The organism is Pseudomonas gingeri (genome assembly GCF_013385425.1).
GTDB lineage: Bacteria > Pseudomonadota > Gammaproteobacteria > Pseudomonadales > Pseudomonadaceae > Aquipseudomonas > Aquipseudomonas gingeri_D.
In genome coordinates this window covers 196,820-215,878 of record NZ_JACAQA010000004.1, presented here as the reverse complement: position 1 = coordinate 215,878, position 19,059 = coordinate 196,820, and the positions used below count along the sequence as shown (strand labels likewise).

Here is a 19,059-nt window from a genome sequence, read left to right as displayed (position 1 = left end):
GCACCTTCGAGGCTTTTCAATGGAAAAAATTGCCTTCAAACCGCTGCTGCTGGCGGCCACCCTGCTGGCCTGTACACCCTTGGCCCAGGCGGCCTCGACCCTGGTCTACTGCTCCGAAGCCAGCCCCGCAGGCTTCGACCCGAGCCAGTACACCAGCGGCACCGACTTCGACGCCTCGGCCGAAACCGTGTTCAACCGCCTGGCCCAGTTCAAGCGCGGCGGCACCGAGGTCGAGCCCGGCCTGGCCACCCGTTGGGACGTTGCTCCGGACGGCCTGAGCTACACCTTCCACCTGCGCTCCGGCGTGAAGTTCCACACCACCGATGACTTCAAGCCGAGCCGCGACTTCAACGCCGAGGACGTGCTCTTCACCTTCCAGCGCCTGCTCGATGCCAATCATCCGTTCCGCAAGGCCTACCCTTCGGAATCGCCATATTTCAGCGATATGGACCTCAACACCACGATCAAGAACGTCGAAAAACTCGACGAGCAGACCGTGCGCTTCACCCTGAACCATATCGACGCCGCCTTCGTGCAGAACCTGGCCATGAGCTTCGCCTCGATCCAGTCCGCCGAATACGCCGACAAGCTGCTCAAGGAAGGTCGCGCCGCCGACATCAACCAGAAGCCGGTGGGAACCGGGCCGTTCGTGTTCAAGCGCTACCAGAAGGACTCGCAGATCCGCTATGTGGCCAACAAGGACTACTGGAAACCCGAGGACGTCAAACTCGATAACCTGATCTTCGCCATCACCCCGGATGCCGCCGCCCGCCTGCAAAAACTCAAGGCGGGGGAATGCCAGGTCAGCGGCTACCCGCGCCCGGCCGATATCGAGATCATGAAGCAGGACAAGAACCTGGTGGTGCTCCAGCAGCCAGGTTTCAACCTCGGCTTCCTCGCCTACAACGTGACCCACAAGCCCCTGGACCAGCTGAAGGTCCGCCAGGCCCTGGACATGGCCATCGACAAGCCGGCGATCATCAAGGCCGTCTACCAGAGCGCCGGCCAACTGGCGCAGAACGCCTTGCCACCGGGCCAGTGGTCTTATGACCCGACCATCAAGGACGCGCCCTACGACCCGACCAAGGCCCGCGCGCTGCTCAAGGAAGCCGGCGTGGCCGAAGGCACCAGCATCGACCTGTGGGCGATGACCGTGCAACGGGCCTCCAACCCCAACGCGCGGATGTCGGCGCAGATGATCCAGGCCGACTGGGCCAAGGTCGGGATCAAGGCCAATATCGTCAGCTATGAGTGGGGCGAGTACATCAAGCGCGCCAAGAACGGCGAGCATGACGTCATGATCTACGGCTGGACCGGCGACAACGGTGACCCGGACAACTGGCTCGGCGTGCTCTACAGCTGCGCCGCGGTCAAGGGCAGCAACTACGCGAAATGGTGCGACCCGGCCTATGATCAACTGATCCAGAAAGCCAAGCTCAGCAGCAACCATGACGAACGGGTCAAGCTCTACCAGCAGGCGCAGAAAGTCCTCAAGGAACAGGTGCCGATCACCCCGATCGCCAACTCGACGGTGTTCCAGCCGATGCGCAAGGAAGTGCACGACTTCAAGATCAGCCCTTTCGGCCTGACGCCCTTCTACGGCGTGAGCCTGGGCCAGTAACTTAACGCCCCAACCGGGTGCGCCAGACGCCCCGGTTGCCCGCTTGAAGTGCGTCCCGCGCACCTGAAAAAACCCTCGAAACCTGTCAAATGCGTCAGAATTTACACATATGCGACATTCGTGTACGTTCGTGCCACTCTTTGAGGCTTCGCACGTCTCTGCATCTTGCAATGGGTATGGGGCCTGCATAAGTATCCGCAGGTCGACTCACGAGGTCGTCCTCAAAACCAAAAATGACAACAAATCATGAGGCCACCATGCTTAAAAAAGCAGTCATTCCGTTTTTAGTCGGCGCAGGCCTCTTGGCCAGCGCACCGTTCGCCGTCGCCGCGACTAACCTGGTGTTCTGCTCCGAAGGGAGCCCGGCCGGTTTCGATCCAGGCCTGTACACCGCCGGAACCGACTTCGACGCCTCCGCGGAAACCGTCTTCAACCGTCTGAGCCAGTTCGAACGTGGCGGCACCGCCGTGATTCCTGGCCTGGCGACCAGCTGGGACGTGACCCCGGACGGCCTGAGCTACACCTTCCACCTGCGTGAAGGCGTCAAGTTCCACACCACCGACTACTTCAAGCCGACGCGTAATTTCAACGCCGACGACGTGCTGTTCACCTTCAACCGCATGCTCGACAAGGACATGCCGTTCCGCAAGGCGTACCCGACCGAATTCCCGTACTTCACCGACATGGGCATGGACGGCAACATCACCAAGGTGGAAAAACTCGACGACAAGACCGTCAAGTTCACCCTGAAAACCGTGGACGCCGCGTTCATCCAGGACTTGGCGATGAGCTTCGCCTCGATCCAGTCCGCCGAGTACGCCGACAAGCTGCTCAAGGAAGGCAAGGCCAGCGACATCAACCAGAAGCCGATCGGCACCGGTCCGTTCGTGTTCAAGAGCTACCAGAAAGACTCCAACATCCGCTACACCGGGAACAAGGACTACTGGAAGCCTGAAGACGTCAAGGTCGACAACCTGATCTTCGCCATCACCACCGACCCGTCGGTACGCGCGCAGAAGCTCAAGAAAGGCGAATGCCAGATCACCGCCTACCCACGTCCGGCCGACATCGCCCCGCTCAAGGCCGACAGCAGCCTGAAGATGCCTGAACAGGCCGGCTTCAACCTGGGTTACATCGCCTACAACGTGATGCCGGTCCTCAAGGACCAGACCGCCGCCAACCCCTTGGCTGACCTGCGCGTACGCCAAGCGCTGGACATGTCGGTGAACAAGAAGCAGATCATCGAATCGGTTTACCAGGGCGCCGGCCAACTGGCCGTCAATGCCATGCCGCCGACCCAATGGTCCTACGACACCACCGTCAAGGACGCCAAGTACGATCCGGAAAAAGCCAAGGAACTGCTCAAGGAAGCCGGCGTCAAGCCAGGCACCGAGATCACCCTGTGGGCCATGCCGGTCCAGCGTCCGTACAACCCCAACGCCAAGCTGATGGCTGAAATGCTCCAGTCCGACTGGAAGAACATCGGCCTCAACGTCAAGATCGTCAGCTACGAGTGGGGCGAATACCTCAAGCGGGCCAAGGGTGGCGAGCAGCAAGCCATGCTGATCGGTTGGAGCGGTGACAATGGGGACCCCGACAACTGGCTGGGCGTGCTGTTCGGCTGTGATGCGGTCAACGGCAACAACTTCTCGAAGTTCTGCTACAAACCTTTCGAGGACCTGATCAAGGAAGCCAAGTCGACTGCCGACCAGGCCAAACGCACCGAGCTGTACAAGCAGGCGCAACACATCCTCAAAGACCAAGTCCCCTATACACCTATCGCACACTCGACGGTGTACCAACCCATGAGCGCCAAGGTGCAGGACTTCAAGATCAGCCCGTTCGGCTTGAACTCCTTCTACGGCGTCAGCGTCAGCAAGTGAGGTTGCGCGAAGACAACGTCCTAGGACGCTGTCTTCGCCTCCCCGCCAGAATTGCAGGAATTGTCCGGAATCCGTCGGCGGAAACACGCAAACGGATGACCGCTGCACAGAGTTTTCCTACAGCTCTCTAAGGCTCTACGCATTTACCGCATCGACTTGGCCTCGTAACGTCAAGACTTCGCTGACATGCGTTCACGAGCGGCATTGCTGCATTCACTGACTTGATCGGCGAGAGTTCCCGTGTTCCCAACACGGCCATCGTTCGCCGATGACAATAACAAAAGGATTGGGACCGTCATGCGCCAGACCTTCACTTTATCCGCTTTGGTGGGAGCCGCCCTGTGGGCGGGTGCCCCTTTTGCCCAGGCTGCCGGCAGCCTGGTGTTCTGCTCCGAGGGCAGCCCGGCCGGGTTTGACACCGCGCAGTACACCACCGCCACCGACAACGATGCCGCCGAGCCGCTGTACAACCGGCTGGTGGAGTTCGTCAAAGGTGAGACCTCCGTCGCACCGGCGCTGGCCGAAAGTTGGGATATTTCAGCGGATGGCCTGGTGTATACCTTCCACCTGCGCCGTGGCGTGAAGTTCCACACCACCGCCTATTTCACACCGTCCCGCGACTTCAACGCCGACGACGTGGTGTTCACCTTCAACCGCATGCTCGATCCCGCGCAGCCGTTTCGCAAGGCCTACCCCACCGAGTTTCCGTACTTCAACGGGATGAGCCTGAACAAGAACATTGCCAAGGTCGAAAAGACCGGGCCGCTGACCGTGGTCATGACCCTCAATTCGGTCGACGCCGCGTTCATCCAGAATATCGCCATGAGCTTCGCCGCGATTCTCTCCGCCGAATACGCCGACCAGTTGCTCGCCGCCGGCAGACCCAGCGAGATCAACCAGAAGCCCATCGGTACCGGACCGTACGTGTTCCAGCGTTATCAGAAAGACGCGCAGATCCGCTACGTGGCCAACAAACAGTATTGGGACCCGGACAAGGTCCAGCTCGACCAGCTGATTTTCGCCATCAACACCGATGCTTCGGTGCGGGTGCAGAAACTCAAGCGCGGTGAATGCCAGATCACCCTGCACCCGCGCCCCGCCGATGTTGACGGGCTGAAGAAAGATCCCAAGCTGCAGGTCATCCAGAAGCCCGGTTTCAACCTCGGCTATATCGCCTACAACGTGCAGCACAAACCCTTCGACCAGCTCCAGGTCCGCCAGGCGCTGGACATGGCGGTGAACAAACCGAGCATTCTCAATGCCGTCTACCAGGGCGCCGGGCAACTGGCGGTCAACGCCATGCCGCCGAGCCAGTGGTCCTACGACGAGAGCATCAAGGACGCGCCATACAATCCGGAAAAAGCCCGCCAGTTGCTCAAGGCCGCCGGCGTCAAGGAAGGCACCGAGATCACCCTCTGGGCCATGCCGGTGCAACGCCCGTACAACCCCAACGCCAAGCTGATGGCTGAAATGCTCCAGGCCGACTGGGCGAAGATCGGCCTGAAGGTGAAGATCGTCAGCTATGAATGGGGCGAGTACATCAAACGGACCAAGAATGGCGAACACGACATCAGCCTGATCGGCTGGACCGGTGACAATGGCGACCCGGACAACTGGCTCGGCACCCTCTACGGTTGCGACGCGATTGGCGGCAACAACTATTCAATGTGGTGCAACCCGCAATACGACAAGCTGATCAAACAGGCCAAGCTCATCACCGACCACGATCAACGCGTGGCGCTCTACCAACAGGCCCAGCAGTTGTTCAAGCAACAGGTGCCGATTACACCCATCGCCCATTCGACGGTCAGCCAGCCGCTGAGCACCAGAGTCGAAGGTTTCAAGGTCAGTCCCTTTGGCCGGAACACATTCTCGGGCGTCAGTATCGAACAATAAAACCGTGACCCGCGCTGTGGGGGCGAATTTCGCCCCTACGCAAACTTGCAGCCGAAATTCGGCAAAACTCTGCCAAGCAAACGATTGCGCAAGCAAATAATGTGTCCACCAAAAAAGCCGGACCAGCCTAGAAGGCCGGTATTAAAAAAAGAAAATAAGGAGCTTTAACCTTGAAACTCTCTCAAAAAGCGTTGTTGGCTTTAGCGATCAGCAGCGCCACCGTGATGGCCCACGCTGAAACCCAGAGTCAGGATTTTGTACCGACGAGCCTGAGTTCGACCAATGCCCAGGAACAGACCAAAGGCTTTTTCGAAGAGCAAAGCGTGAGCGGTCTCACCCGTAACTGGTATGCCAACGAGCAGCTCCAACGGGGTGGCAAGTTCCACTACAACGACCATGGCGTATTGATCCCTACCGACCGTCGTATCAACTGGCTGCAAGGCACCATCGTCAAGTACAACTCCGGCTTCAGCGAGGGGACCGTTGGGGTCAGCACTGAAGTGGCGGTGTATAACGTCGTCGCCCTGGAACGCGATACCGAACGCCTGGCTTCGGCCAATGGCGGCGCACCGATTCCAGGTGTCGGCGGCCTGGGCAACAACCGCACCCTGACCAAGGACGGCGGCGATGCGCAGGGCCAGTGGAGCAAGCTCGGCCTGGCCAACGTCAAGTTCCGCGTGTCGAACACCACCGTGACCGCCGGCCGGCAGAGCTACAGCACGCCGATCGTCGATGTGATGCCCAACCGCGTACTGCCCTCGAGCTTCGAAGGCGTGAGCCTCCATAGCGAAGAGTTCAACAACCTGTCGTTCGACGCCGCCACCTTTGACCGGGTGTCGCCAAGGACCGAAGAGAGCCTGTCGAAATTCCGCTCCGAGTACACCAACATCGATGTCGAGACCGATCACGTCAACATGGCGGGTCTCAACTATCAGCCGTTCAAGAGCCTGAAAACCAGCCTCTACGTGTCCAACGTCGAAGACTTCTGGAACCAGTACTATTTCGGCGCCACCCATGAACTGGGCGACAGCTCGGTGCTGGGCCTGACCACGGGCCTGAACTACTACAAGACCCTCGACACCGGCAAAAAGAAGATGGGTGAGATCAACAACGACGCCTACTCGTTGTCGTTCGGCCTGACCCACCAGGCCCATAGCCTGACCTTCTCCTACCAGGAAATCGACGGTAACGAGTACTTCGACTACCTGCACGAAACCAACGGTATCTACCTGGCCAACTCCCTGCTGTCGGACTTCAACGGCCCGAACGAAAAATCCTTCCAGATCGCCTATGGCCTGAACATGGCCGAGTACGGCGTTCCGGGATTGAAGTTCAATGTCTACCAGGCCCACGGCTGGGGCATCGACGGGACTCACTACACCGGCACCGCTTACGATGTGAAGAACATGCATGACGAGAAGCACTACGAGCAAGGCATCGGCGCGTCCTATGTCATCCAGAGCGGCCCGCTCAAGGCGGCCTCGATCCGGGCCAACTATACGGAGCACCGAGCCACGGCCAACCAGGGCGACGGCAGCATCACCGAGTTCCGCCTGGTCACCACCATTCCATTCAACATTCTCTAACCACACCTGAACGGCCCTGGGGCCGATTCGACGAATCGGCCCCAGCGTCTAATCTGGCTCAATCGATCAAGGAGGGTTTACATGAAGATGCTTCCCCTGCGCGCCGCCATCGCGGCCACCGTGTTCAGCGTGGCTATCGGTGTTTCCGCCAAACCCTTGGTGGTCTGTACCGAAGCCAGCCCGGAAGGTTTTGACCCGGTGCTCTACACCACCGCCGTCACCGCCGACGCCGCCGCTGAAACGATGTTCAACCGTCTGGTGGACTTCAAACCCGGCACCACCGAGATCCAGCCGGCCTTGGCCGAAAGCTGGGAGATCAGCCCCGATGGCCTGCAATACACCTTTCACCTGAGAAAAGGCGTCAAGTTCCACACCACCGACTACTTCAAGCCGACCCGCGAGCTGAACGCCGACGACGTGGTCTGGAGCTTCCAGCGTCAACTGGACCCCAATAACCCATGGCACAAGGCGTCCACCGTCGGTTTTCCGTATTTCGAGAGCATGGACTTCCAGAACCTGCTCAAAAGCGTCGAGAAAGTCGACGACCTGACCGTGCGCTTCACCCTCAATCGTCCAGAGGCACCGTTCCTGTCCGACCTGGGCATGGCCTTCACCTCGATCCACTCCGCCGAATACGCCGACCAGTTGCTCAAGGCCGGCAAGCTCGACGAACTCAACAGCAAGCCGATCGGCACCGGCCCGTTCATCTTCCAGCGCTATGCCAAGGACGCCCAGGTCCGCTTCAAGGCCAACCCGGAGTATTTCCGTGGCAAGCCGCCGGCGGACAGCCTGATCCTGGCCATCACCGTCGACAACAACACCCGCCTGCAGAAGCTCAAGGCCAACGAGTGCCAGGTCGCCCTGTACCCCAAACCCGATGACGTGCCGAACATCAAGGCTGATCCGAACCTGAAGATCGATGAGATGGCGGCCATGGCCACCGGCTACGTATCGATCAACACCGAACACAAGTACCTGAGCGATGTGCGGGTGCGCCAGGCCATCGAGCTGGCCCTGGACAAGCAGAACTACGTCGACACCCTGTACGGCAAGGGCAATGCCATCCCCGCAGTGAATCCCTACCCCTCGACCCTGCTGGGCTACAACAACAAGCTGAAGAACCCGGCCCAGGACCTGGACAAGGCTCGCGCCCTGCTCAAGGAAGCCGGCGTCCCCGAAGGCACGGTCTTTACCCTCTATACTCGCAACGGCGGCGGCCCGACCAACCCGAACCCGCAACTCGGCGCGCAACTGATGCAGGCCGACCTGGCCAAGGTCGGGATCAAGCTCGATATCCGCGTCATGGAGTGGGCCGAGATGCTCAAGCGGGCGAAAAAAGGCGAGCACGACATGGTCTCCGCCGGCTGGAGCGGGGACAACGGCGACCCGGATAATTTCCTCAGCCCGCTATTGAGTTGCGAAGCGGCGAAAAACGGCGAAAACTACAGCCGCTGGTGCAATCCTCAGTTCCAGGCGCTGATCGACCAGGCTCGCGCCAAGACTGAACCCGCCCAACGTGCCGCACTCTATGAACAGGCCCTGGAGATCCTGCACAACCAGGTCCTGTGGGTGAACGATGCCCATCCGAAGATGTTTACCGCTATGCGCAAGAACGTAGAGGGCTACCACATGAGCCCGCTATCCACGAATAACTTCGCCACCACCCAGGTGAAGTAGAACAACAAACGCTCGTCGGTACCCGACCCCGGGTACTGATGAGCACGCCTAACCGGCTGATGAGGTACACCACACGATGTTTAGTTTTATTGCCCGCCGACTGGGGTTGCTGATCCCCACGTTCTTCGGCATCACGTTGCTGACTTTCGCGTTGATTCGCATGATCCCGGGCGATCCCGTGGAAGTCATGATGGGCGAGCGCCGGGTCGACCCGGAAATGCACGCCCAGGCGATGGAACGCCTCGGTCTTAACAAGCCGCTTTATGCCCAGTACATCGACTACGTCGGCAAGCTCGCCCATGGCGACCTCGGCGAGTCCCTGCGTACCCGCACCAGCGTGTGGACCGAGTTCACCACGCTGTTCCCCGCCACCCTGGAACTGTCCATGGCCGCCCTGCTGTTCGCCGGGGTCCTCGGACTGCTCGCCGGGGTGATTGCGGCCCTCAAGCGAGGGTCCCTGTTCGACCATGGGGTGATGGGGATCTCCCTGGCCGGCTATTCGATGCCGATCTTCTGGTGGGGCCTGATCCTCATCATGTTCTTCTCCGTGAGCCTGGGCTGGACCCCGGTGTCCGGACGCATCGACCTGCTCTACGACATCGAGCCGAGAACCGGCTTCATGCTGATCGACACCTTGCTCAGCGACCAGCCCGACGCGTTCTGGGATGCGCTGCACCATCTGATCCTGCCGGCCATCGTGCTGGGCACCATCCCGCTGGCGGTGATCGCCCGGATGACCCGCTCCTCGATGCTCGAAGTATTGCGCGAAGACTACATCCGTACCGCCCGGGCCAAGGGCCTGTCGCCGGCCCGCGTGGTGTTCGTCCATGGCCTGCGCAACGCACTGATTCCGGTGCTGACCGTGGTCGGCCTGCAAGTCGGCACCCTGCTGGCCGGCGCCGTGCTGACCGAAACCATCTTCTCCTGGCCCGGTATCGGCAAATGGCTGATCGAAGCCATCGGTGCCCGGGACTACCCCGTCGTGCAAAACGGCATCCTGTTAATCGCCTGCCTGGTGATTGTGGTCAATTTCGTCGTGGACATCCTCTACGGCCTTGTCAATCCACGCATCCGCCACCAGCGCTGAGATCAAGATCATGAGTACTACTATTGCTTCGACCGCCGTCGATCAAAGCCTGCTGTACCCCTCTCCGTACAAGGAATTCTGGCAACACTTCGCCAAGAACAAGGGCGCTGTCGCCGGCCTGCTGTTCATGTCGCTGGTGGTGTTCTGCGCGATCTTCGCCCCCTGGGTCGCCCCGCACGACCCGAGCGAGCAGTTCCGCGACGCCCTGCTGACCCCGCCGTCATGGCTTGCCAGCGGCCAGGTCCAGTACCTGCTGGGCACCGACGAACTGGGCCGCGACCTGCTCTCGCGGCTGATCCACGGTTCGCGCCTGTCGTTGCTGATCGGCCTGTCCTCGGTGGTGATGTCGCTGATCCCGGGCATCTTCATGGGCCTGCTGGCCGGTTTCTTCCCGCGCATCCTCGGCCCGACCATCATGCGCCTGATGGACATCATGCTGGCCCTGCCCTCGCTGCTGCTGGCCGTGGCGATCGTCGCCATCCTCGGCCCTGGCCTGATCAACACCGTGATCGCCATCGCCATTGTCTCGCTGCCGTCCTACGTGCGCCTGACCCGTGCCGCCGTCATGGGCGAACTGAACCGTGACTACGTGACCGCCGCACGCCTGGCCGGTGCCAGCCTGCCGCGCCTGATGTTCATCACCGTGCTGCCCAACTGCATGGCACCGCTGATCGTCCAGGCCACCCTGAGTTTCTCCTCGGCGATCCTCGATGCCGCCGCCCTGGGCTTCCTCGGTCTGGGCGTACAACCGCCCACCCCGGAGTGGGGCACCATGCTGGCCTCGGCCCGCGACTACATCGAGCGCGCCTGGTGGGTGGTCAGTCTGCCTGGCTTGACCATTTTGCTCAGCGTGCTGGCAATCAACCTGATGGGCGACGGCCTGCGCGATGCGCTGGACCCGAAACTCAAGAACGCCGCCTGAGGAGATTCCCATGTCACTGCTAGAAATCAAGAATCTCAACGTTCGCTTCGGCGACCAGACCGCCGTGCCGGTTGTCGACGGCCTCGACATAACAGTGGACAAAGGCGAAGTCCTGGCCATCGTTGGCGAGTCGGGCTCGGGTAAATCCGTGACCATGATGGCGCTGATGGGCCTGATCGAGCACCCCGGCATTGTCACCGCCGACGCCCTGCGCTTCGACGGCAAGGACATGCTCAAGCTCAGCGCCCGGCAACGTCGGCAGGTGGTCGGCAAGGACCTGGCGATGGTTTTCCAGGACCCCATGACCGCGCTGAACCCCAGCTACACAGTAGGTTTCCAGATCGAGGAAGTGCTGCGCCTGCACCTGAAGATGTCCGGCAAGGCGGCACGCAAGCGTGCCATCGAGCTGCTGGAAAAAGTCGAGATCCCGGGCGCCGCCAGCCGCATGGACGCCTACCCGCACCAACTGTCCGGCGGCATGAGCCAGCGCGTCGCGATCGCCATGGCGATTGCCGGCGAACCCAAGCTGCTGATCGCCGACGAACCGACCACCGCCCTGGACGTGACCATCCAGGCGCAGATCATGGACCTGCTACTCAGCCTGCAACAAGAGCAGAACATGGGCCTGGTGCTGATCACCCACGACCTCGCGGTCGTCGCCGAAACCGCCCAGCGGGTCTGCGTGATGTACGCCGGCCAGGCCGTGGAAGTCGGCATGGTGCCGGGGCTGTTCGATGTGCCGGCGCATCCGTACAGCGAAGCCCTGCTCAAGGCGATTCCGGAACACAGCCTCGGGGCCGAGCGCCTGTCGACCCTGCCGGGCATCGTGCCCGGGCGTTATGACCGGCCGGTGGGTTGCCTGCTGTCGCCGCGCTGCCCCTACGTGCAGGAAAGCTGCCGGCAGCAGCGTCCGACCCTGGACCCGAAAGCCAAGAGCCTTGCCCGTTGCTTCTTCCCGCTGAACCAGGAGGTGGCGTAATGGCCGTCGTTCTTACCGCCCGCGACCTCACCCGTCACTACGAAGTCTCCCGTGGCCTGTTCAAGGGCCATGCGCTGGTGCGCGCCCTCAATGGCGTGTCGTTCGAGCTGGAAGCCGGCAAGACCCTCGCCGTGGTCGGCGAGTCGGGTTGCGGCAAATCCACCCTGGCCCGGGCCCTGACGCTGATCGAGGAGCCGTCGTCCGGCTCATTGAAAATCGCCGGGCAGGAAGTCGCCGGCGCCAACAAGGCCCAGCGCAAGCAACTGCGCAAAGACGTGCAGATGGTGTTCCAGAGCCCCTACGCGTCGCTCAACCCTCGGCAGAAGATCGGCGACCAGTTGGGTGAACCGCTGCTGATCAACACCCAGCTGTCCGCCGCCGAGCGTCGGGAAAAAGTCCAGGCGATGATGAAGCAGGTCGGCTTGCGCCCAGAGCACTATCATCGCTACCCGCATATGTTCTCCGGCGGCCAGCGCCAGCGGATCGCCCTGGCGCGGGCAATGATGCTGCAACCGAAAGTGCTGGTGGCGGACGAACCGACCTCGGCGCTGGACGTCTCGATCCAGGCCCAGGTACTGAACCTGTTCATGGACCTGCAGCAGCAGTTCAACACCGCCTACGTGTTCATCTCCCACAACCTGGCGGTGGTCCGTCACGTGGCCGACCAGGTGCTGGTGATGTACCTCGGTCGGCCGGTGGAAATGGGGCCGAAGGAAGACATCTACGCCCGCCCCCTGCACCCCTATACCCAGGCCCTGCTTTCGGCGACGCCGGCGATCCATCCGGATCCGTTGAAACCGAAGATCAAGATCGCCGGTGAACTACCCAACCCGCTCAATCCGCCGTCCGGCTGCGCCTTCCACAAGCGCTGCCCGTACGCCACCGAGCGTTGCAGCACGGAAGAGCCGGCCTTGCGCGAGCTCGACTCGCGTCAGGTGGCCTGCCATTACGCGGAGCAATTCCTCGGCTGACGGGCAACAAAAAAGCGCTCTCCTGAGTAAGCGAGAGCGCTGAAAACGGTAGTACGGCCTCTTTCGTCGAGCGCGTTATTCGCTGGGCGCAAGGGGCTTTTTCATTCGTGCGACTCAGCTATCGGTGTCACCGTCTTCATCGCTGTCGCCTTGATCATCCTGATCCGGGGCTTTCTTTTCCGTGTCATCGGCGTAAAGCGCGTGCACCGCGGATTTCGAAGGAGAAACCGCTCCATGATCCGACACCGCATTACTGGCCCAGGCACTTGAAGCCCCCACCATCAACAACACCAGCACCTTGATCAGCAGCACGCTGCGTTGAAAAATTTTCATCGTCGCTTCCGTCCCTCTGTGGATAGATCACCAGCACCTTGCAGCCGACTTCAAGAAGCCAACGGCAACTTGTCTGAACCTAGACCCGTTGAACGGACTTTTCCATACTGGCCAGATGAAAACTGCTGGCTTGCCATAGAATTATTCCGAATGATAATTAGACTCAAAAAGCATAAGTAGTTTTTCGATTGCCCTTCTCAGCGCTGCCCAAGCTATAGCAATGGTCGCTCGACACTCGATTGCCCGTAAATCTTTAGCGCCCTCCCGATCGCCTTCGCGGGCAAGCCCTGCTCCTACAGTGCGTCGTCGTTCACTGATCTTGTGTACGACACAATATTGTAGGAGCAGGGCTTGCCCGCGAAGAGGCCCTTGAGTCCTGCACGCCCCATACGAACGCCGCCGACAAGCCGGCTCCCGCACGGGCAGCGCGCCAAACCTCGGTTTTCGCAACGACCATAAAAAAACCCGCGGCCTGGGCAGCGGTTTTTTCAAGAGTGCGACAAGTATGACTGCGTATGACGCCTTTAGTGGTGTTCGCGCGTCGCGCGGAATTTCACGTCCGGCCAGCGCTCTTCCATCAGCGCCAGGTTGACCCGGGTCGGCGCCAGGTAGGTCAGGTGACCGCCGCCGTCCAACGCGAGGTTTTCCACGGCCTTGACCCGAAGCTCGTCGAGCTTCTTCTTGTCGCTGCAATCGATCCAGCGCGCGGACCACACGGTGATCGGCTCATAGGAGCACTCGACCTTGTATTCCTCTTTCAAGCGGCTGGCGACCACATCGAACTGCAGCACACCGACGGCGCCGAGGATGATGTCGTTGCTGCGCTCGGGGAAGAACACCTGGGTCGCGCCCTCTTCCGCCAACTGCTGCAAACCCTGGCGCAGTTGCTTGGACTTGAGCGGGTCACGCAGGCGCACGCGACGGAACAGTTCCGGGGCGAAGTGCGGAATACCGGTAAAGCCCAGGGCCTCACCCTCGGTGAAGGTGTCACCGATCTGGATGGTGCCGTGGTTGTGCAAGCCGATGATGTCGCCGGCATAGGCCTCTTCCAACTGCTCGCGCTCGGAGGAGAAGAAGGTCAGCGCATCGCCGATCCGCACGTCCTTGCCAGTCCGCACATGGCGCATTTTCATGCCCTTGTCGTACTTGCCCGAACAGATGCGCATAAAGGCGATCCGGTCGCGGTGCTTGGGGTCCATGTTCGCCTGGATCTTGAACACGAAACCGGCGAACTTCTCTTCCACCGGCTCCACGGTACGTTCGTTGGCGACTCGAGCCAGAGGCATCGGCGCCCAATCAACGACCGCGTCCAGCACGTGGTCAACACCGAAGTTGCCCAGGGCGGTGCCGAAGAACACCGGGGTCAGCTGACCGTCGAGGAACTCCTGCTGGTTGAACTCGTGGCAGGCCCCCTGCACCAGCTCCAACTGGTCGACAAAACGGTCGTACTCGTCACCCAGGTGGGCACGGGCTTCGTCCGAGTCGAGCTTCTCGATGATTTTCACATCGGTGCGTTCATGCCCGTGACCGGCGGTGTAGACAATGATGTAGTCGTCGGCCAGGTGGTACACGCCCTTGAAGTCGCGGTAGCAACCGATCGGCCAGGTGATCGGCGCGGCCTTGATTTTCAGGACGGCTTCGATCTCGTCGAGCAGTTCGATCGGATCACGGATATCCCGGTCGAGCTTGTTGATAAAGCTGACGATGGGCGTGTCCCGCAGGCGACAGACGTCCATCAGGGCAATGGTCCGTGGCTCGACGCCCTTACCGCCATCGAGGACCATCAGCGCCGAGTCGACCGCGGTCAGGGTGCGGTAGGTATCTTCGGAGAAGTCTTCGTGGCCCGGGGTGTCGAGCAGGTTGATCATGTGATCGCGATACGGGAACTGCATGACCGACGTGGTAATCGAGATACCCCGTTGTTTTTCCATTTCCATCCAGTCGGAGGTGGCATGGCGGTCGGATTTACGGGATTTCACCGTGCCGGCCACCGCGATCGCCTTGCCCATCAGCAGGAGCTTCTCGGTGATGGTGGTTTTACCGGCATCGGGGTGGGAAATAATGGCGAAAGTGCGGCGTTTCGCGACTTCGGCGGCCTGGTGGGTCATGGGAAATCGCCTGGCAGGTGAGTCAAAAAAGGGCGGCGAGTATAGCGCAAACCGAGGCCCACGGACCACCGCTCACCCGTTTGCAGTGACTTCAAGGGTGGCTAAATACCGCCAACCATGGAACCTTTTAAAAGGTGGAGGCGTCCACTCCCCTGCTACCTGAATCGTACCGGGGCTGAAATACCTGCAAGTCAGCCTGACGAGGCTGCGCTTATGGCTCGACCGCCTGCCGCTTTGCCGGCAGTGACGAGCTGCATTTCGCGAACATATTCGCCGACAGCCAGGAATGGCATTGCCGCTCGGGAATGTGCTCGCCGACTGAAATAAAGGAGTCCGCCTGTGGCTATTCGCTATGGCAAAGGGCTGATAGGAGGAGCGGTTGTCGTCGCTCTCCTGGCCCTGCTGGTCCACTGGATTGGCATCAACACGATCGAACTGTACCGCGACGATTTGCTGTTTTACCTGCAAGCTCACCTGATCCTGGTTCTTGTCTCCATGCTTGCCGCCCTGATCGTAGGGATTCCCGCCGGTATCCTGCTGAGCCGACCGAGCATGGTCGGGCGCGCGGAACGCTTCATGCAGATCTTCAATATCGGTAACACCGTCCCGCCCCTGGCCGTACTGGCCATCGCCCTCGGCGTGCTGGGCATCGGCAGCGGCCCGGCGATCTTTGCCCTGTTCCTCGCCTCCCTGCTGCCCATCGTGCGCAACACCTACGAAGGCCTGAAAAACGTCCAGGGTTCCCTGAAAGAAGCCGCTGTCGGCATCGGCATGACCCCGCGCCAGGTGCTCTTGCAGGTGGAACTGCCCAACGCCGTGCCGATCATCATCGGCGGTGTACGGGTGGCCCTGGCGATCAACGTCGGCACCGCGCCCCTGGCGTTCCTGATCGGCGCCAACAGCCTGGGCAGCCTGATCTTCCCTGGCATCGCCCTGAACAATCAGCCGCAACTGCTGCTCGGCGCCGCCTGTACCGCGCTGCTGGCCTTGCTGCTCGACGGCCTGGTGACCATGACCAGCCGCCTCTGGCTGGAACACGGGTTGCGCCCGTCTTAAGGCTCGGCAAAGGAATCAACATGAAAAGACTGACTGCAATACTGGTCTGCGTCCTGCTGTGCGCGGGAATTGCGCAAGCCGCTGAAAAACCGCTGATCCGCATCGGCGCCCGGGTCTTCACCGAACAGACCCTGCTGGCGGAAATCACCGCCCAGTACCTGCGCACCAAGGGCTACAACCCCCAGGTGACCGGCGGCCTGGGCAGCAACCTGGCGCGTAGCGCCCAGGAAAGCGGGCAACTGGACCTGATCTGGGAATACACCGGCGTGTCGCTGGTGGCCTACAACCATGTCGACGAAAAACTCGACAGCGAACAGTCCTACGTAAGGGTCAAGGAGCTCGACGCGAAAAAAGGCCTGGTCTGGCTGGCGCCGTCAAAGTTCAGCAACACCTACGCCCTGGCCCTGCCGGAGAAGGTGGCCAAGCAATACCCGCAGATCAACAGCATCAGCGACCTGACCCAGGCCCTGGCCGAAGACAGCCAGGAAAACCGCCTGGTGGCCCTGGACACCGAGTTCGCCAACCGTTCCGACGGCATGGCCGGCATGGTCAAGCTGTACCAGATGAACCTGACCCGCAAGAACACCCGGCAGATGGACGCCGGCCTGGTCTACACGGCGCTACGCAACGGCCAGGTATTTGCCGGCCTGGTCTACACCACCGACGGTCGCCTCAACGCCTTCAAATTGAAGCTGCTGGACGACGACAAGCATTACTTCCCGGACTACACCGCCGCACCGGTGGTGCGCCAGGTCTATCTCGACGCCCATCCGCAACTGGCCGCCGATCTCAAGCCACTGGCGGCGCTGTTCGACAACGACACCATGCGCCAGTTGAATGCGCGGGTCGATGTCGACCATGAAAGCCCGTCCGCCGTGGCCGCCGATTTCCTGCGCCAACATCCGATCAACTGAGGAGAAGACATGGAATTTCTCAACGCCTTTTCCCATCTCGACTGGACACAGGTCCTGCATCTGACCTGGCAGCACATCACCCTGGTGGGCATCGCCGTCATTCTCGCGATTGTCGTCGGCGTCCCCCTGGGCGTGCTGATGACCCGCTTCCCCACCCTGGCCGGGCCACTGCAGGCCAGCGCCACCGTGCTGTTGACCGTGCCGTCCATCGCCCTGTTCGGCCTGCTGCTGCCGTTCTACTCCAGGTTCGGCCAGGGCCTGGGACCGCTGCCGGCGATCACCGCCGTGTTTCTCTATTCCCTGCTGCCGATCATGCGCAACACCTACCTGGCCCTGACCGGTGTCGAGCCGGGTATCCGCGAAGCCGCGCGGGGCATCGGCATGACGTTCGGCCAGCGCCTGCGCATGGTCGAGCTGCCCATCGCGGTGCCGGTGATCCTCGCCGGTGTCCGCACCGCCGTGGTGATGAATATCGGTGTCATGACCATCGCCGCCACCATCGGTGCCGGTGGCCTGGGGGTACTGATTCTGGCCGCCATCAGTCGCAGTGACATGTCGATGCTGATCGTCGGCGCCGTCCTGGTCAGCCTCCTGGCCATCGCCGCCGACCTGCTCCTGCAATGGCTGCAACGCACGCTGACTCCAAAAGGACTGCTCAAATGATCGAACTTCAAAACCTGACCAAGACCTTTCAAAGCAACGGCAAGACCATCACCGCCGTTGATTCCGTGAGCCTGACCGTCAACGAAGGCGAGATCTGTGTATTCCTCGGCCCTTCGGGTTGCGGCAAGAGCACCACGCTGAAGATGATCAACCGCCTGATCAAGCCCACCTCGGGCAAGATCCTGATCAACGGCGAAGACACCACCGACCTCGACGAGGTGACCCTGCGCCGCAATATCGGTTATGTGATCCAGCAGATCGGCCTGTTCCCCAACATGACCATCGAGGAAAACATCGTGGTGGTGCCGAAACTGCTGGGCTGGGACAAGCAGAAATGCCACGACCGCGCCCGCGAGTTGATGAGCATGATCAAGCTGGAGCCCAAGCAGTACCTGCATCGCTACCCGCGTGAGCTGTCCGGTGGCCAGCAACAGCGGATCGGCGTGATCCGCGCCCTGGCGGCCGATGCGCCGTTGCTGCTGATGGATGAGCCGTTCGGCGCGGTCGACCCGATCAACCGCGAGATGATCCAGAACGAGTTCTTCGAGATGCAGCGGGCGCTGAACAAGACCGTGATCATGGTCAGCCACGATATCGACGAAGCCATCAAGCTGGGTGACAAGATCGCCATCTTCCGCACCGGCAAGCTGTTGCAGATCGACCACCCGGACACCCTGCTGGCCCACCCGGCCGACGATTTCGTCAGCAGTTTTGTCGGCCAGGACAGCACCCTCAAGCGCCTGCTGCTGGTGAAAGCCGAAGACGCGGCGGACAACGCGCCCTCGGTAAGCCCGCAGACCCCGGTGGCCGATGCCCTGGAACTGATGGACGAACATGACCGTCGCTACGTGGTGGTCACCGACGCCGGGAACAAGGCACTGGGTTATGTACGACGTCGCGACCTGCACCGTCAGACCGGGACCTGCGCGCAGTTCCTGCGCGAGTTCAACGCCACGGCGGCCTACGACGAGCACCTGCGCATCCTGTTGTCGCGGATGTACGAGTTCAATCGTTCGTGGCTGCCGGTGATGGACGCCGAGCGGGTGTTCCTTGGCGAAGTGACCCAGGAGTCGATTGCCGCCTACCTGAGTTCCGGGCGTTCGCGCGGGGCCAAGACCAGTATCGTCTCGCCCGCTGAAGTGGCCATGGCCTGAGACCATCGGTCAGTGATCGGGAACATCAGACTGTCATCCGGGTCGGTTAAACAGGTGACTGATCCGGGCTACGCGACGGGCGCGTGTAAAAACGCGACATTTTTAGTTGATCTCAAGCCCCTCAAGTCCTAAAGTTCGCGCCGAACGTCCATGCTGGAAACGATCCATCCGGCTCAAGTACTGACGACGAGACAGCAAGGCCAAGGGAA

15 protein-coding genes are annotated in these 19,059 nt (G+C 61.1%); 13 read left to right on the top strand and 2 right to left on the bottom strand.

Going from position 1 to position 19,059, the window contains the following annotated elements; all coding sequences use genetic code 11:
* Positions 1-19: 19 nt before the first annotated feature.
* The 9 genes from HX830_RS06590 (at position 20) to HX830_RS06550 (ending at position 12,622) form a co-directional block, all read left to right on the top strand.
* A complete protein-coding gene (locus HX830_RS06590; RefSeq protein WP_152741210.1) occupies positions 20-1,621 on the top strand; it encodes an ABC transporter substrate-binding protein in 1,602 nt (533 codons plus the stop codon).
* Positions 1,622-1,878: 257 nt separating this feature from the next.
* A complete protein-coding gene (locus HX830_RS06585) occupies positions 1,879-3,504 on the top strand; it encodes an ABC transporter substrate-binding protein (protein ID WP_177099422.1) in 1,626 nt (541 codons plus the stop codon).
* Between the two features lie 297 nt (positions 3,505-3,801).
* Positions 3,802-5,400: an ABC transporter substrate-binding protein gene (locus HX830_RS06580; RefSeq protein ID WP_177099420.1), complete on the top strand. Its 1,599-nt coding sequence runs from the start codon at positions 3,802-3,804 to the stop codon at positions 5,398-5,400.
* Positions 5,401-5,570: 170 nt separating this feature from the next.
* Positions 5,571-6,986 (top strand): OprD family porin, encoded by a 1,416-nt coding sequence (locus HX830_RS06575; RefSeq protein ID WP_177099418.1) that lies wholly within the window; start codon positions 5,571-5,573, stop codon positions 6,984-6,986.
* A gap of 81 nt (positions 6,987-7,067) precedes the next feature.
* On the top strand, positions 7,068-8,663 hold the full coding sequence (locus HX830_RS06570) for an ABC transporter substrate-binding protein (RefSeq protein WP_177099416.1): 1,596 nt from the start codon (positions 7,068-7,070) through the stop codon (positions 8,661-8,663).
* Between the two features lie 76 nt (positions 8,664-8,739).
* Positions 8,740-9,750, top strand: coding sequence for an ABC transporter permease subunit (locus HX830_RS06565; protein ID WP_100941231.1), 1,011 nt, complete (start codon positions 8,740-8,742; stop codon positions 9,748-9,750).
* 10 nt (positions 9,751-9,760) lie between these two features.
* Complete coding sequence (locus tag HX830_RS06560) at positions 9,761-10,672, top strand: ABC transporter permease subunit (protein ID WP_177099414.1); 912 nt, start codon at positions 9,761-9,763, stop codon at positions 10,670-10,672.
* A gap of 10 nt (positions 10,673-10,682) precedes the next feature.
* Positions 10,683-11,651 carry an ABC transporter ATP-binding protein gene (locus HX830_RS06555; protein WP_103494717.1) on the top strand — a complete coding sequence of 323 codons (969 nt, stop codon included), beginning with the start codon at positions 10,683-10,685 and terminating at the stop codon, positions 11,649-11,651.
* On the top strand, positions 11,651-12,622 hold the full coding sequence (locus HX830_RS06550; protein ID WP_103494716.1) for a peptide ABC transporter ATP-binding protein: 972 nt from the start codon (positions 11,651-11,653) through the stop codon (positions 12,620-12,622). Before HX830_RS06555 ends, HX830_RS06550 begins: the two co-directional genes overlap by 1 nt.
* A 114-nt stretch (positions 12,623-12,736) precedes the next feature.
* Here HX830_RS06550 and HX830_RS06545 read toward each other — a convergent pair whose 3' ends face one another.
* Positions 12,737-12,955: a hypothetical protein gene (locus HX830_RS06545; protein WP_152741215.1), complete on the bottom strand. Its 219-nt coding sequence runs from the start codon at positions 12,953-12,955 to the stop codon at positions 12,737-12,739.
* A 524-nt stretch (positions 12,956-13,479) separates the two neighbouring features.
* Positions 13,480-15,063: a peptide chain release factor 3 gene (locus HX830_RS06540; protein ID WP_100941225.1), complete on the bottom strand. Its 1,584-nt coding sequence runs from the start codon at positions 15,061-15,063 to the stop codon at positions 13,480-13,482.
* A 339-nt stretch (positions 15,064-15,402) separates the two neighbouring features.
* On the opposite strand from HX830_RS06540, the gene HX830_RS06535 reads away from it, so the two are divergent.
* Genes HX830_RS06535 through HX830_RS06520 form a run of 4 tightly spaced genes read left to right on the top strand, consistent with a single transcriptional unit; the run spans position 15,403 to position 18,850 of the window.
* Entirely contained in the window at positions 15,403-16,119 is a 717-nt protein-coding gene (locus HX830_RS06535; RefSeq protein ID WP_177099412.1) for an ABC transporter permease, read from the top strand.
* A gap of 20 nt (positions 16,120-16,139) precedes the next feature.
* Positions 16,140-17,033, top strand: coding sequence for a glycine betaine ABC transporter substrate-binding protein (locus HX830_RS06530; protein WP_177099410.1), 894 nt, complete (start codon positions 16,140-16,142; stop codon positions 17,031-17,033).
* Between the two features lie 9 nt (positions 17,034-17,042).
* Positions 17,043-17,696 (top strand): ABC transporter permease, encoded by a 654-nt coding sequence (locus HX830_RS06525; RefSeq protein WP_103494712.1) that lies wholly within the window; start codon positions 17,043-17,045, stop codon positions 17,694-17,696.
* Positions 17,693-18,850, top strand: coding sequence for an osmoprotectant ABC transporter ATP-binding protein OsmV (locus HX830_RS06520; RefSeq protein ID WP_177099408.1), 1,158 nt, complete (start codon positions 17,693-17,695; stop codon positions 18,848-18,850). Before HX830_RS06525 ends, HX830_RS06520 begins: the two co-directional genes overlap by 4 nt.
* Positions 18,851-19,059: the final 209 nt, after the last annotated feature.